Here is a 15,078-nt window from a genome sequence, read left to right as displayed (position 1 = left end):
CTAGGCGGCATTGTCGGCAGCTCGCCGCCAGAACCGCGTCAGTCTTGCAAAGGCCGGATCGGCGGCCAGCGGGTGGCGGCACCAGCCCAGCGCCAGCAGCCACGAAACGCAGCAGCTGAGGATGGCCAGCACGAACCAGAGGATAGGCATGGTCTGGCCAGGCTCGCGCGGGTGAAGCACCAGCAGCAGCGCGGGCGGCGCCAGCGCGATCAGCGCCACGGCCATGCTGCGCACGAGCTGGCCACGCAGCACGCGCCAGTCGTTGGGCAGGAACTTGCCCTTCACGACATAGACCAGCGGCAGCTGCAGCAGCATGGCCAGCGCCAGCCCGGCCGCGCAGGCCCAGGGCTCGCGCCAATACGCCGCCGCCGCGACGATGAGCGCCGCTCGCGCCGGCTGGAAGACCACCTCCATGCGCGTCAGCAGGTCCATGCGGCCCATGGCCACCATCAGGTTGCCGATCAGGCTGATCGCCGCGGCCAGCGCGCCGGCCAGGCAGAAGATGGGCACCAGCGGCGCCGCCGCGTCCCACTGCGGGCCGAACAGCAGCCGCAAGGTCTCCAGCCCGTAGAGGGCGACGAAGCCGTAGAAGGGCCAGGCCACCACGCAGACATAGGTGACGCTGGCGATGTAGAGCGGCTCCATGGCCTGCTGCTCGCGCACGGCCTTTGCGAAAGCGGGATAGGCCACGTTGCGCACGGCGCCCATCAGGTCGCGATGGAAGAGGTTCATCAGGCCCTGGGCGCGGCTCAGCAGCGCGACGGGCGTGAAGCCCATCAGCTTGCCCACGGCCAGGTCGTTGATGTCCATGGACACCGACGTGACGACGCCCACGACCGAGCTCTGGGCGCCGAACTTGAACAGGCTGCGCCATTGCGACAGCCCCGGCCGCAGCAACCGCCGCTCGCCCTGGGCCCACCAGGCGGCGAAGCCCGTGGTCGCACTGACGACCAGCGTGCCGGCCACGAGGCCGATGGGCCCCCAGCCGGCCCAGGACAGGCTGACGCTGGTGATGGCACCGGCCAGCGTCGCCACCAGGTTCGCGACGGCCAGGGCCTTGAAGGCGAGGCGGCGGCGCAGCAGCGCCAGCGAGATCGTCGAGAACGGCAGCAGCAGAAAGTTCATGGAGGCCAGCCACAGCAGGTCGCGCATGCGCGGCTCGCGATAGAAGTCGGCCACCCAGGGTGCCACGGCAAAGACGATGAAGCCCAGACCGATGCCGATGATCAGCGTGACACCCAGCGCCGTGCGGATGTGATCGTCGGTGAGGTCCTTCTCCTGGATCAGGTAGCTGGCGACGCCGAAGTCGCGCAGCACCTGGGCGATGCTCATGACAGCCAGCGTCACCGAGTAGACGCCAATCTGGTCCGGCGTCAGCAGCCGGGCAATGATCAGGTTGCTCGCCAGGTTGATGACGATCAGCGCATACCGCTCCGCGAAGGAGAACAGCAGCGCACTGCGTACGCCGCTCATCTCAGTGGCTCCAGGCGCCGGCCGTCGGCGGCCGCGTCCAGCACACCGGCCAGACGCCGTGCTGTCGCCGCGCGGCTGTAGCGCTCGATATCGCGCGGCGTGTCCACGCTGGCCTCGCCACGCAGCCAGCGCTGCAGCGTCTGGGCCAGACCCGCCACGTCACCCGGCTCGACGCGCACGCCGCCGCCGGTGCCGTTGAGCACCTGAGCCACCTCGCTGGCCTCGGGCACGACGGCCAGGATGGGGCGGCCGCAGCCCAGGTATTCGAACAGCTTGCCCGGCAGCGACGCGGTGGCGTAGTAGCCCGTCGGCACCGGCAGATAGAGCAGGTCGGCCTGCTTCATCAGCGTGACGGCCTGGCCGTGCGGCACGGGGCCCAGCTCCGTCACCCATGCGGTGACTCCAGCCTCAGCCGCCGGGCCTGGTTTGAAGCCAGCGGCCTGCACGCGCAGCCGCGAAAGCTCCGGGCAGCCTTGGGCCTGAAGCAAGGCGATGGCCGCATACAGGTCCTGCAAACCGTAGCCAGGGCGCCAGACGCCGGTGTAGGCGATGCGCAGCAGGCCATCAGCGACGGGCGAGGCCTCGCCAGCGAAGTCGGCCGGCTCGAAGCCGTTGGTGATCAGGTGCAGGTCGCCGCGGCCGCAGTCGCGGCCGATGCTGTCCACCAGTGCGTGGGTCACGGTGACGACGGCCGCCGCGTCGCGCGCCGCCAGCCGCTCCAGCGCCGGGTTCTCGCGAGCCTGCTCGGCCGACACCTGCTCCCAGGCCATGTCGCCGCTGGGCGTCCACTGGTCGCGATAGTCGAGCACATAGGGTTTGCCGGTGCGGCGCGACACCTCGCGGGCGATGAGGAAACCGGTCCAGGGCCAGCCGCTGGCGTAGATGGCGTCAAAACCCACGCTGTCGCGCAGGGACAGGGCCCGCTCGACGGCGGGCTTGAGCCAGCCCGCGGCCTGGTCGGGCACTTCGGACCGCGCACGCAGCCGCCAGGCCAGCGCCGCGACGGCGCGCTCACGCAGGCGCCCGGGCAGCCAGCCGGCCCAGCGGCGGGCCAGCACGCGGCTCTGCAGCGGCACGCGCTCGACCCGCGTGCCAGGCCTGACCTCACTCAGCAGCTCCGAGTCGACGTGGGAGCGCGGGTCGGGCTCCAGGCTCAGCACCAGCGGCTCCCAGCCCAGATCGGGCAGATGGTTGGCGAAAGCGAGGCTGCGCCGCGTGCCGGAGTTGGTGATCGGCGGGAACAGATAGGCGATGAAGAGGACGCGGCGCATCAGCTGAGCAGGTTGCGCGCCAGCCGCAGGCCGAACTTCAGCCGGTCGCGATCCCAGGGCGTGAAGCGCGGGATCTGGAACACGTCGTCGCCGCGCCGCGCCGCGGCCCAGCGCGTGGACACGGCCGCATCGAAGCCGAGTTCGCGCACGAGGGCGGGATGCACCTCGGGCAGGTAATCCGTCCCCGGCTTGCCGTTGGGATAGGCGAACAGGCCGACCTTCTCGCCCAGCAGCTGCTGCAGCACATCGCGGCTGCGGCCGATCTCGTCGGCGGCCTGGCTGGCGTCGAGCGTGGCCAGGATGGGATGGCTGACCGTGTGAGCACCGATCTGCATGCCGGCACGACGAAGGCTGCGCACCTGCTCGCTGCTCATCATCAGGTCGTCCGGCGGGTTGACCTCGGCGCGCGCCGCGATGGCATTGACGCAGGCCAGCCGCGGCTCGGGAGGCAGGTATTTCACGCGTTCGATGAGCTTGCCCAGCATCGCGCGGCGGCCAGCGGTATCGCCCAGTGCCAGTTGCCCCAGGTCCTCGCCGCGACCGTCCTGCAGGCCGCGCAGGTCCAGCATGGACTTGGCGCTGAGCCGCACCGATTCGATCAGCGTGTCGTTCCACATGCGGCCGCCATCCAGAAAGCCGGTGGCGACAAAGAAGCTGCACGGCAGGCCGTGCTTCTGCAGCAGCGGCAGGGCGACGTCATGGTTGTCGGCATAGCCGTCGTCGAAGCTCAGCGCGGCAGCCCGTGCCGGCAGGCTGCCATCGTGAAGCTGCCGGATCGCCGTGTCCAGCGGCAGCACGTTGAACCAGGACTTGGCCCAGCCCAGCAGTTCATCGAAGCGGGCCGCGTCGACCTCGTCGGGGAACAGCGGGTCGGGCTCGCGCAGCACGCGGTGGAAGATCAACACGGTCAGGCGCGCACGCGCGCCGGCCGGGGACAGCAGGCTGAACAAAGGCTTCATGGCAGGGGGATGCTTTTCTTCTTCTCGAAGCGCTTCTTCAGGAACTCGGGCCAGTAGATGACCGGCTCCTCCTTCTCCCGCAGCCACTCCTTGCGCTCCAGCCAGCGCCGGCCGACGACGGCCAGCACCAGCACGTTGTACGGCAGGTCCCAGTAGCTCAGGCTCAGGAAGGCGCCGCCCACGGCATAGCCGGCCAGGCTCACCTGCAGCATGCCGCCGAGGTCCGACAGCCATTGCGTCTCGGGCTTGCCGCGCGCCTTCGTGCGCAAGGTGCCGGCCGTGAACCAGCCCATGGTGAACAGCGCCAGGAAGATGAACAGGCCGACGAAGCCCTGTTCGCCCAGCACCATGAAATAGATGCTGTGGGCCGCGTGCACGTCGTTGGGGTCCGGGCCATAGACGGCAAAGATGACCCCCGTCCAGATCATGAAGCCGCCACCGAAGAAGTTGGACTTCGCCAGATTCCAGGCCATGCCCCAGGCATTGATGCGGCCCATGGCCGACTCGTCCTGCTGGTAGGTCTTGATGGTGTTCATGCGTTCCCACCATTCAGCCGGCATCAGCGACAGCAGGGCCACCGCGACGACGACCATCGTGACCGCACCCACCATCTTGTTCTTGCCGCGCCACCACAGCACCAGCGCCATCGCGGCAATGGCCAGCAAAGCGCCGCGCGAATGGCTGCCCAGGGCCGCCATCGCCATCAGCACCATGCAGATGGTCATCGTCGTCTTGGCCCATTTGGCCTTCATCTGCATCTGCAGGAAGCGCATCAGCGGGATGACGATGACGATGGCCAGCGCGATCTCGTTGTTGCCCTCGATATAGGTGTTCTCGGGCCCCCAGACTTTGTAGCTGCCGCCGGTCAGGACCGTGAAGGCGCCCCCCTTGACACCGAAGAAACCGATAGAGGCGACCAGCACCCAGGTCAGCAGCATCATGTGGCGCTTGCTGTGCAGCAACACCATGGTGACCAGGATCATCAGATCGATCTTCATGACCCGGCTCCACAACTCGAAGCTCTGATCAAAGATCATCGAGAACGGCAAGGTGATGCACATCCACAGCATGAAGACCATCAGCGTGACGTTCTCGCGGTTCAACGAATAGTCACGTCTGTCCTTCGTGATGAAGAGGCCGATCAGCGTCGCTCCGCCGATGGCGGCGGCGAAGGGCATTGTCTTCAGCGCCCAGGACAGCTGGTGGGGATTCATGATGCTCAGCCAAGTCCAGCCGAGGATGCCAATCCAAGGCCGCCTGAACGCCTGCAAGAAGATCCAGCCCAGGATCACCAGCAATGTCAGATCACGCATGCGCGGCCACTCCGGCGATGGACTTGAACAAAGCGATCTGACCGTCCGTCGTGGCCTGCCAGCTGAAGCTTTCGGCATAGCGGCGCGTGGCCGCGCGGTCTATACCCTTGGCCAGCAACGCCCCGATGGCCGCGGCGAACGCGCTGCCCGTGCGTTCGCTCACCAGCCCACCCGCCTCGGGTGCGGCAACAACCTCGGGCGTGCCCCAGATATCGGTGGCGGCAACCGGCGTGCCACAGGCCATGGACTCGAGCAGCACATTGGCCCAGCCCTCGCGGCTGGAACACAGCAGCAGCACGTCGGCGGCGCTGTACCACTTCAGCAGCTCGGTGTTGGGCAGCGAGCCCGTCAGGCGCACCTTGTCGGCGACGCCCAGACGCGCTGCCAGCGCCGTCAGTGCCGCCCTCTCCTCGCCCTCGCCGATGACGACGAGGCGGGCTCCGGGCCGTTGCTTCGCCAGCTCTGCCAGCGCCTCGATAGCGATGTGATGGCCCTTGCGTTCGATCAGGTGCCCCACGGACAGCAGCAGCGGCTCGCCGGACACACCGAGCTCCGCGCGCATGTCGGCCTGCGGCAGGGGGCGGAAGCGCTCCAGGTCTACGCCATTGCGCAAGGTATTCAGCTTCGCCGGGTCATGGCCCCAGCCGCGCAGCACGTCCATCAAGGCGGCGCAGACGCCGATGGAGCCTGATGCGCGCCCGGCCGCCCACTCGATCATGCGTTTGGGCAGGGCGTACTGGGGAATGAGGTTCAGGTCGGTGCCGCGCGCGGTGATGGTCAGCGGCTTGTTGAACCACTTGGACAGCAGCGCGGCGGCAACGCCGTCGGGATAGTAGTAATGGGCGTCGATGAGGTCGAAATCGAAGCCCTCGTCGATCAGTTTCTGCACCGCGCCACGCGCGCCCAAAGCCAGCGTCAGCGGCGCCAACGTCATGCCCACTTTGGGCAGCAACAGATAGCGCGGGTGCAGCACATCCAGGCCGTTGCGCTGCTCACGCGCCGGCGTGGCGGCGAACCTGGCGTAGTCGCCCCAGCGAGGGCTGGTGGACGGGAACCAGGGCACGGGGGCCACGACGCGAGATTCGACCTCGCCGCTCTTCATCAGCTCGCGCAGCCGCGTCTCCACGAAGATGCCGTGGCTGGGCCGAACACTGCTCGGGAACAGCGTCGAGAAGGTGAGGACCTTCAGCTTTCTCACGCGACGGCCTCCACGGCTTCGATCAGGATGCGGCCGAAGACTTCGGCGGCCACGCGGTGACCGAATTGGGCCTCGACCAACCGACGCGCCGCCTGTGACAGCTGCAGGCGCAGGGCGCCGTCATGGATGAGCCTGAGCGTCGCCTCGGCCAGCGCCTCGGCGCCGTCGGCGCGCAGAAAGTGGGTGCCGTCGTCAACGTCCAGGCCCTCGATGCCGATGCTGGTGGACACCACCGGCAGGCCCATGGCCATGGCCTCGAAGGCCTTGATGCGGGTGCCGCCGCCGACACGCAGCGGGATGACGAAGGCCTGGGCGTCGCGGGCATGGTCGCGCACGTCGTCGACGAAACCCGTGAAGCTGACGCCGGGGACATTGCGCTGCACCAACGACGCCGGCGGATTCTTGCCGACGACGCGCAGCTGTGCGTTCGGTACCTGGGCGCGCACACGCGGCCACACCTCTTCGATGTAGAAACGGATGCCGTCGACATTGGCTTCCCAGTCCATCGAACCGGTGAAGACGACGGTTGGGCTGCCGTTAGCCGGTGCCTGCCAGGAGAAGAAGTCCAGGTCCACGCCGGTGGGGATGGCGCGGGCCGTCTTCAGCCCGTCGTTTTTCTCGAACATCTTGGCGTCGCGCTCGGACACAGCCACCACCCGCGTGAAGCGGGCCAGCGCCTCGCGCTCGAAACGGCGCATCTTGGCCGCCTGCGAGGCCCACAGCCAGCGCAGCGGCGCTCTCGCCGCCGTCTTGGCATGGCGCTCGAAGATCTCGGCCTCGACGTTGTGCGTGAAGCAGACCGTCGCGCCTTTCAGCTTCTCTGGACGCAGCACGGCGGCGTGGACGAAGTCGAAGACGACCACGTCGAAGTGCTCGGCTGCCAGCGCCTGCTCGACCGCGGCCACCGCGGCCGGCGTGCGGTCGTTGACCACGTTGATCGGTAGCGAAGACAGCAGGTCGGGTGCGCGTTGCCAACGGGGCCGTGCCTCGCTCGGCTGCCAGCCGATGAAGCGTTCGCACAGACGGTCGAGTTCGCCCTGCCATTCGCGCTGCTGCTCAGGCGTGGCCGGCGACAGCAGCGTGACATCGAACCGGTCGCTCTCCTTCAAGCCGCGCAGGATGTTGCCCGTGCGGATCTTGCCGCCGGCATCGGCCGGGAACAGGAAGACCGGCGAGACGAACGCGACCCGAAGTCGGTTCACCAGCAGATGCCCTCGTACTGTGCGAATCCAGCGTCGCGCAGGTCGGCGTAGCCGTTCAGGTCGACAACGCGCGCGCGCTTGCCCAGCGCGATGATGCGCTGGCGGGTCTCGGCGTCGGCATGGCCGACGACGATGATCTCGGCGCGCGCCAGCACGGCGTCGGGCGTCTCCTGCAGCAGCTTGTCGAGGTGGGGAATCTCGCGGTCGATGTATTCCTTGTTCTTGCCCAGCAGGCGCGCGATCTTGACGAACTTGTCGTAGATCGTCAGATCGAAGCCCTTGCCCAGCAGCTTCTCGGCCAGCACCACCAGCGGCGAGTCGCGCAGGTCGTCGGTACCGGGCTTGAAGGCCAGGCCGAACAGGGCCACGGGCTTGCGGCCGTTGGCGGCGATCAGCTCATAGGCGCGGCCGATGTGGGCGTCATTGCTGTCCAGCAGCGCGCCGAGCACGGGGATGTTCACGCCGCGCTCGCGGGCGATGGTCAGGAAGCCCTTGACCTCCTTGGGCAGGCAGGAGCCGCCGAAGGCAAAGCCAGGGCGCAGATAAGCCTTGGAGATGTTGAGCTGGGTGTCGCGGCAGAAGAGCTCGAGCACGTCGCGCGAGTCCAGGCCGGTTTCCTTCAGCACGGCGCCGGCTTCGTTGGCGAAGACGATCTTCAGCGCGTGGAAGACGTTGCACAGGTATTTGACCGACTCGGCCACGCCCACGTCGGCCGCGACGAAGTTGCCCGGCACGCCGGCATACAGGCGCTTCATGACCTCCACGCCAGCGTCATCCAGGCTGCCGACGATGGTCTGCGGCGGGTTGTGGAAGTCGGAGACCGACGAGCCTTCGCGCAGAAACTCGGGGTTGAAGACCAGCGACAGCCGATCACCGATCTTGCGGCCGGCGGCCTTCTCCAGCAGCGGCGCGATGCGGGCGCGCGTGGTGCCCGGGGCGACCGTGCTGCGGATCACCAGTGTGTGCTGGCCGTCCTTCTTGGCGATCTCGGCGCCGATCTGGCCGACGACGGCGTCCAGCGCGGTCAGGTCGGGCATGTAGTTAGGCAGTGAGGGCGTGGCCACCGAAATCAGCGAGATCTCGGTGTCGCGCACCGCGGCGGCCACATCGCGCGTGGCCGTCAACTTGCCGGCCTTCACGGCGGCGCCAATCAGCTCCTCGATGCCTTCCTCGACGACCGGCGACTGCCCGGAAGCGATCAGCTCGACCTTGAGCGGGTTGATGTCCACGCCCACCACTTCGTGGCCGAGTTCGGGCAGGCAGGCGCAGGAGACCGCACCGACGTAGCCGAGACCGAAAACCGAAACCTTCATGTCGTCCCTTTATCTCTTGAAATCGTTCAGGCCGCGGCGCGCGCGGTTGCGGCGCCCAGGCCTGCATTGCGCAGGAAGGCATCGAACATCAGCAGCACCCACAGCGGCTGGGCGTGGTCCATCACGCCGCGCTCATGCTGGTCCAGCAGGCGGCCGATGACGGTTGGGTTGAACCAGCCCGTCTGGGCCAGCGCGCCCTGCTGCAGGGCCTGGCGAGTCTGCTCGCGCAGCGGACCGCGCAGCCAGCGCGCCAGCGGCACTGCGAAGCCCATCTTGGGCCGGTACAGCACGTCATGCGGCAGCATGGGCTCCAGCGCCTTCTTGAACAGGTATTTGCCTTCCTGGCCGCGCAGCTTGAGGTCAGAAGGCAGCGAGGCGACCCATTCGACCAGTTGGTGGTCCATCAGGGGCTCGCGCACCTCCAGGCTGTGGGCCATGCTGGCGCGGTCGACCTTGGTGTTGATGTCGCCCGGCAGATAGGTGTGGATGTCCAGGTACTGGATCAGCGCCAGCGGGTCGTCGGTGTTGGCGCGCTGGGCGTGATGGTGGAAGACCTCGCTGGCATGCCAGCCCTGCAGGTCGCGCTTGAAGGCGTCGCTGAACAGCTCCTGGCGCAGCGGGTCGCGCACCAGGCCCATGGTGTTGAAGTAGGCGTCGACCGAGTTGCGGGCGATGGCCTGGAAGGTGGTCTTGGCGCGGAAGACGCGCGGCGCCCAGTCGGCCTTGGGGTAGAGCTTGGCCAGCGGGCCGAACACGCCCTTGCGCAGGGCCAGCGGGAAGGCGCTGCGCATGCGCTCTTCCATCATGTGCATCTTGTAGCGACGGTAGCCGCCCAGGCTCTCGTCGCCGCCGTCGCCGGACAGCGCCACCGTGACGTGCTTGCGCGCCAGCTCACAGACGCGGTAAGTGGGAATGGCCGACGAGTCAGCGTAGGGCTCGTCGTAGAGGTGGGCCAGCAGGTCGACGAGGCCGAAGTCGTCGCTGCTGACGACCTCGACGCGGTGGTTGGTGCGATAGCGGTCCGCCACCTGCTGGGCGAACTCGGTCTCGTTGAACTTGGGGTCGTCGAAGCCGATGGAGCAGGTGTTGACGGGTTGGTCGTCCAGCTGGGCCATGGCCGCGACGACGGCGCTGGAGTCCACGCCACCGGACAGGAAGGCGCCCAGCGGCACCTCGGCCTTCAAGCGCAGCTTGACCGACTCGGACAGGCGCCGGCGCAGTTCCTCGGCGGCCTCTTCCTCACCGATCTTGGCGTCGAGCGTGAACTTGACGTCCCAATAGCGCTGCGGCGTGCCGATGGGCTGGCCGCGCTTGACGAGCAGGCGGTGGCCGGGGGCGAGCTTCTGCGCGTGGCGGTAGATGGTCCAGGGGTCGGGCACATAGCCCAGCGCGAAATAGGCCTCGACGGCGCGCGGGTCGATCTCCTGGCGCAGGCCGCCGTGGGCCATCAGGCTCTTCAGCTCGGAGCCGAACAGCAGCCAGCCGTCCTCGGTCATCGCGTAGTGCAGCGGCTTCACGCCCAGGCGGTCGCGGGCCATGAACAGGCAGTCGCGCTTTCGGTCGTGGATCATGAAGGCGAACATGCCGCGCAGGTGGTGCACGCAGTCCTCGCCCCAGTGCTCCCAGGCGCGCACGATGGCTTCGGAGTCGCTCTTGGTGCGGAACACATAGCCGTGGCCGCGCAGCTCGTCCATCAACTCCAGGTAGTTGTAGACCTCGCCGTTGAAGACCAGGGCCACCGTCTTGTCGTCGTTGAAGATGGGCTGCTGGCCGGTCGCGATGTCGATGACCGACAGGCGCCGGTGGCCGAAGCCCACGCCGGGCTCGATGTGCAGGTCGCCTTCATCCGGCCCGCGGTGATGCTGGGACTCGTTCATCCGGTGCAGACGCTCGCGCTCGGGGAGGCGCTGGCCGCGGGTATCGAACAGACCGGTGATGCCGCACATGGGTTGGACCTGGTTCAGCCAATCATTGGGTAAAGCCGCGCCTGCCGAAACGGCAAGGCACGGGGAAAGGCGGATTCTTACCGAGCTTGGTGACCGCGCCGGGCGTTCGCTGTCCCTGGTGTGATGTCAGGCACGGGTTATCCCCCTGTCCGGGGGATGCTTGACCCGCGGGCAACGGGGGCTGCGGCCTGCCGGCAACGCCGATACTTCGGCGCCCTCCACCGCCCTGCTCCCAAAGCGCCGGCCATCTTGATCGCTCAGCTGTTCTCCTTCCTGTCCGTCGGCGTGCTCGCCACGGGCCTGCAGTACGTGCTGACGGCCGGCCTCGTGCTGGCGGGCTGGCTGCCGCTGGTGCCGGCATCCACCGTGGGTTTCCTGGTCAGCGCGACGTTCAATTACTGGGCCAATGCACGCCTGACCTTCGCCGCCCAGGGCAGCGCTGCGCGCAATCGCCCCCAGCAGTTGCGCTTCATCGCCATGGTGGCCCTGGGCTGCGCGCTGAATGCCGGCCTGCTGCGCATCGCCGTGTCGCTGGGCCTGCACCCCGTCTTGAGCCAGCTCATCGCCACCGCCGGCGTGCTGGCCAGCAATTTCACGCTCAGCCGCCTCTGGGTGTTCCGCAAACCTTGACTGCCATCCCGCCATGGAACTGATCGACCCCGCCCAATTCCACCGTGCCAGCTGGGCCGGCGCCCAAGCGCCGGTCGTCAACTTCGTGCTGCCCTGCTACAACGAAGAGGCCGTGTTGCGCGAGACGGCCAGCCGCTTGGGGCTTTTGCTGAACGAGCTCAAAGCCGAAGGCCTGATCGCCGCGGCCAGCTCGGCCTACTACATCGACGACGGCAGCCGCGACGGCACCTGGGCCCTCATCGAGACGCTGGGCCGCGAGCGCGATGACGCCTGTGGCATCAAGCTCAGCCGCAACCGCGGCCACCAGAACGCGCTGCTGTGCGGGCTGATGACGGTGAGCGGCGACGCACTGATCAGCCTTGACGCCGACCTGCAGGACGACCTGTCCATCATCCCGGACATGATCCGCGCCTTCCGCAATGGCGACGAACTGGTCTACGCCGTGCGCCGCCGCCGCGACACCGACACCTTCTTCAAGCGTTTCACGGCGGAGGGCTACTACAAGGTCCTGGCCATGATGGGCGTCGAGGTCGTCTTCAACCACGCCGACTACCGGCTGATGGGGCGCCGCCCGCTGGAGGCGCTGCGCAACTATGAGGAAACCCACCTCTTCCTGCGCGGCATGATTCCCCAACTCGGCTACCCCAGCAGCGTCGTCAGCTTCGACCGCGCCGAGCGCTTTGCCGGCGAATCCAAATACCCGTTATCCAAGATGCTCAGCCTGGCCTGGCGGGGCGTCACATCGTTCTCCGCCGCACCACTGCGGGCCATCACGGGCCTGGGCGCCATGGTGTCACTCGTCAGCGTGGCCTTCGGTCTTTGGGCGTTGTTCATCAGGCTGTTCACCGAGGTCGCCCTGCCCGGCTGGGCGTCCACGGTAATCCCGATGTATCTGCTCGGCGGCATCCAGTTGCTCAGCCTGGGCGTCATCGGCGAGTACCTCGCCAAGGTCTACGAGGCCAGCAAGCAGCGCCCGCGCTTCCATGTGGAGGCCATTTCGGGCCACTGGGGCCAGAAGTGAGCGGCACGGCGCAACGCGCCCGCCCGCTACAGCTGCTGGGCGTCGGCCTGGCGGTCGCGCTGGCCTACGCCTGGCTGTGCTCGGCGCTGAAGGTCGATGACGTCGACCGCTACTGGCACGAACTGGGTGCCAACAGCTTCTTCTGGGACCTGGGGCACCTGTGGATGCAGCCGCTGGCCATGCTGCTGTACCGCGCCAGCGGCGGCGTGCTCGGCGTGAACCACACGCTCGAGGCCATCAATGTCCTCTCGGTGGCTTGGGGCTGCGCGGTGTTCTTCGCGACGCTGCGGGAGGCCGGCCATTCGATGCTGAAGAGCGTCGCCGCCGTCGTCTTCGTCGCGGTCAGCTTCAATCTCCTGACCCTCGGCCCCACGGCGCACATCAAGCTGATGGTGTTCCCGCCGCTGGCGCTGGCCCTGCACCATGCGCTGCGCTGGGAACGCGCCGAGGCCGCCGGCCAGCCCGGCACGCGCGACATGATCGCAAGCGCGGCCTGGTCGGGCGTGGGCGTGAACCTGCTCGTCAGCGTACTGCCCCAGGCCCTGCTGCTGGCCCTCTTCATGCTGATCCGCGGTGCACGCCGCCGGGGCTTCATGGTGGCACTTCGCCAGACCCTGCCTTATGCGATCACACTGGCCGTCGTGGGCTTTGCGCTGCTGCTGGCCGCCTATGTGATGGCACGCCAGACCGGCACGACGCAGGCGCAGGACCTGCTGGGCTTCACGCTGGGTGGCCTGAAGGAGAAGCAGGCCTTGCAGAACTGGCTGGTCTCCTGGAAGGAGATGCCGGTCCGCTTCGCCTTCAGCCTCATCAACAACTTCGCCTTCCTGCCGTCCCTCGGTACGCTGGGCCGGGCCTATATGTGGGGCTGGCTGCCCGATGTGCATGCGGTGCTGCCATCGTTGCTGGGCCAGGCTTTGCTGGCGGCGCTGGTGGGGCTGCTGCTGGCAGCCATCGCCGTCGTGGGTGCCCGCCAGGCGCTGCGCAGCGCCGAGCCCGGCCTGCTGTCACCCTGGGCCTTTGTGCTGGGCGCGGCGGCCTTCTCGTACTACTACAACCTCAACGACCCGGAGCACTGGTTCCAGTTCACGATGCCGGTCGCGGTGCTGGCGCTGCAGTTGCGCCGGCGCTGGCTGGACGTGTGGCTGCTGGGCGTCGCGATGCCGGCGCTGCTGGTCGTCAACCTCATCGGCTACGGCATCCCCAAGGCGCGCTTCGCGCTGGCTGAGCGCCAGCAGGCGCTGCAGGCGGCGCTGGGGCCGCAGGGCTTGTACGTGGGTTTTGCCGCCTACCCGGGTGAGCCGGACAGCAGCCTCTTCGACACGCCGGGCGTCGAGCGCTTCAACATCGACCTCGTGCAGATGAACGACACCAAGGCCGATACGGCGGCGCTGCTGGCACGCCTGGATGCGCAGGTCGATGCCGCGCTGGCACGCGGCGGTCGCGTGCTGGTGTTCCGTGCGCTGGACGAGCAGGACTGGCGCGGCCCGGTCATGCAGGTGGCGCTGGCCGGCTTGCCGCGCGCCAAGCTGCGCGAACACCTGGCGGCGCGCTATGCGATCAGCGGCCCGGTTGATGCCGGCGGGTTCCCCGCCTACGAGCTTCGGCCGCGCGCCGCCGACGCGTACAAGGCCCCATAGGCGGCGATCATGCCGTCCAGGCTGAACTGCGCCCGTACGCGGGCCAGCGACGCCTCGGCCAGACGCTGGCGCAGCGCCGCATCGTTGACGAGCCGGGCCAGCGCCGCGGCGAGCGCAGCGCTGTCCTGCACCGGCACGAGCAGGCCGTTCGCGTCGTTCTCCACCAGTTCGGGGTTGCCCCCCACGTCCGTCGCGACCGGCGCGCAGCCGCAGGCCATGGCCTCCAGCAGCGTATTGCTGATGCCTTCGGCCTGCGACGGCAGCGCAAAGATGTCGAAGTTCGGCAGCAGGGCCGCGACATCGCTGCGGTCGCCGGGCAGCCAGGCCTGATCGGCTGCGCTCCGTTCGGCCAGCCGCGCGCGCGCCGCGTCGAACAGTGGGCCGCCGCCGAGCATCACCAGGCGCAAGCGCGGCCAGTCGGCCGGGCAAAGCTCGCGCAGGCTCAGGAAGGCGTTGACGAGGTTGAGCGGGTCCTTCACGGCCTGCATCCGTCCCACCGCGCCGATGACAAGATGCTCGCCGCGGCGATAGGGCCAGGCCTCGGGCGGGACGGCCGCGGGCATGAACCGCTGCGTATCCACGCCGTTGCAGATGCGCTGCACGCGCTCGGCCGCAAAGCCGACCGGGCCGGTCAGATAGGTTTCGATGGCCTTGGACAAGGCCACGAAGCGATGCACGCCAGAACCGTAGACACGGCGCAGGCGCTGGTTGGTGCGGCTGACGCCGCCGAGATCGTTGACGTCCCAGCCGTGCTCGCTGTGAACCCGCAGCGGCACACGGGCGGCCCAGGCCGGCAGCTGAAACTCCATCGCGCCGAGGTTGCGCGTGTGCACGACGGCGGGGCGCAGCTCGCGCAGCAGCCGGTAGACACGCGGATAGAGCCAGAAGCCCTGCCCTGGCGGCTTGTTCAATGCGATGAACTGCGTGCCGGGCGCTTTCACCCGCTCCTTGAACGCAGTGATCTCGGTCACCGCCACCACCGCGTGCCGGAACGCCGGCAGGTGGTTGATGACGTTGACGACGCCGTTCTCCAGCCCGCCGGTGTCGAAGCGGTGCAGTAGGTGCACGACCAGGGGTCGCAGGTCCGCTTGCACAGGTCAGCGCCGCCCGGC

Annotated in this window: 12 protein-coding genes; 3 read left to right on the top strand and 9 right to left on the bottom strand. The window is 68.2% G+C overall.

The genetic code is table 11. From position 1 onward, the window contains the following. Genes AC1DW0_RS02590 through AC1DW0_RS02555 form a run of 8 tightly spaced genes read right to left on the bottom strand, consistent with a single transcriptional unit; the run spans position 1 to position 10,675 of the window. Positions 1-1,473 carry a lipopolysaccharide biosynthesis protein gene (locus AC1DW0_RS02590; RefSeq protein WP_056195836.1) on the bottom strand — a complete coding sequence of 491 codons (1,473 nt, stop codon included), beginning with the start codon at positions 1,471-1,473 and terminating at the stop codon, positions 1-3. Beyond that, complete coding sequence (locus AC1DW0_RS02585; protein ID WP_056195834.1) at positions 1,470-2,744, bottom strand: glycosyltransferase; 1,275 nt, start codon at positions 2,742-2,744, stop codon at positions 1,470-1,472. Before AC1DW0_RS02585 ends, AC1DW0_RS02590 begins: the two co-directional genes overlap by 4 nt. Further along, a complete protein-coding gene (locus AC1DW0_RS02580) occupies positions 2,744-3,703 on the bottom strand; it encodes a polysaccharide deacetylase family protein (protein ID WP_477944809.1) in 960 nt (319 codons plus the stop codon). The genes AC1DW0_RS02585 and AC1DW0_RS02580 overlap by 1 nt, the downstream gene beginning before the upstream one ends. Next, the gene (locus AC1DW0_RS02575) at positions 3,700-5,016 is read right to left on the bottom strand and encodes a putative O-glycosylation ligase, exosortase A system-associated (RefSeq protein ID WP_056195828.1); all 1,317 of its coding nucleotides are present in this window, start codon (positions 5,014-5,016) and stop codon (positions 3,700-3,702) included. Before AC1DW0_RS02575 ends, AC1DW0_RS02580 begins: the two co-directional genes overlap by 4 nt. Further along, positions 5,009-6,205, bottom strand: a complete 1,197-nt coding sequence (locus AC1DW0_RS02570; protein ID WP_082532640.1) for a glycosyltransferase family 4 protein — start codon at positions 6,203-6,205, stop codon at positions 5,009-5,011. Before AC1DW0_RS02570 ends, AC1DW0_RS02575 begins: the two co-directional genes overlap by 8 nt. 5 nt (positions 6,206-6,210) lie before the next feature. After that, positions 6,211-7,416, bottom strand: a complete 1,206-nt coding sequence (locus AC1DW0_RS02565; RefSeq protein ID WP_477944807.1) for a glycosyltransferase family 4 protein — start codon at positions 7,414-7,416, stop codon at positions 6,211-6,213. Then, the gene (locus AC1DW0_RS02560; RefSeq protein ID WP_477944805.1) at positions 7,413-8,729 is read right to left on the bottom strand and encodes a nucleotide sugar dehydrogenase; all 1,317 of its coding nucleotides are present in this window, start codon (positions 8,727-8,729) and stop codon (positions 7,413-7,415) included. The genes AC1DW0_RS02565 and AC1DW0_RS02560 overlap by 4 nt, the downstream gene beginning before the upstream one ends. Positions 8,730-8,755: 26 nt before the next feature. Continuing rightward, on the bottom strand, positions 8,756-10,675 hold the full coding sequence (locus AC1DW0_RS02555) for an XrtA/PEP-CTERM system amidotransferase (RefSeq protein ID WP_457445604.1): 1,920 nt from the start codon (positions 10,673-10,675) through the stop codon (positions 8,756-8,758). A 249-nt stretch (positions 10,676-10,924) separates the two neighbouring features. Here AC1DW0_RS02555 and AC1DW0_RS02550 point away from each other — a divergent pair, with 249 nt between their 5' ends. Genes AC1DW0_RS02550 through AC1DW0_RS02540 form a run of 3 tightly spaced genes read left to right on the top strand, consistent with a single transcriptional unit; the run spans position 10,925 to position 13,966 of the window. Beyond that, the gene (locus AC1DW0_RS02550) at positions 10,925-11,305 is read left to right on the top strand and encodes a GtrA family protein (RefSeq protein ID WP_457355975.1); all 381 of its coding nucleotides are present in this window, start codon (positions 10,925-10,927) and stop codon (positions 11,303-11,305) included. 13 nt (positions 11,306-11,318) lie between these two features. Beyond that, the gene (locus AC1DW0_RS02545; RefSeq protein WP_457355976.1) at positions 11,319-12,326 is read left to right on the top strand and encodes a glycosyltransferase family 2 protein; all 1,008 of its coding nucleotides are present in this window, start codon (positions 11,319-11,321) and stop codon (positions 12,324-12,326) included. Further along, complete coding sequence (locus AC1DW0_RS02540; protein ID WP_477944802.1) at positions 12,323-13,966, top strand: hypothetical protein; 1,644 nt, start codon at positions 12,323-12,325, stop codon at positions 13,964-13,966. Before AC1DW0_RS02545 ends, AC1DW0_RS02540 begins: the two co-directional genes overlap by 4 nt. Here the strand turns inward: AC1DW0_RS02540 and AC1DW0_RS02535 are convergent. Further along, positions 13,921-15,033 carry a TIGR03088 family PEP-CTERM/XrtA system glycosyltransferase gene (locus AC1DW0_RS02535; protein ID WP_235531935.1) on the bottom strand — a complete coding sequence of 371 codons (1,113 nt, stop codon included), beginning with the start codon at positions 15,031-15,033 and terminating at the stop codon, positions 13,921-13,923. The two genes, AC1DW0_RS02540 and AC1DW0_RS02535, sit on opposite strands and share 46 nt — an antisense overlap. Between the last annotated feature and the right edge of the window lie 45 nt (positions 15,034-15,078).

It is taken from the genome of Roseateles sp. P4_D2 (assembly GCF_056401875.1).
Note: the sequence above shows the minus strand (reverse complement) of the source record. Positions and strands in the feature narration are given on the sequence as shown.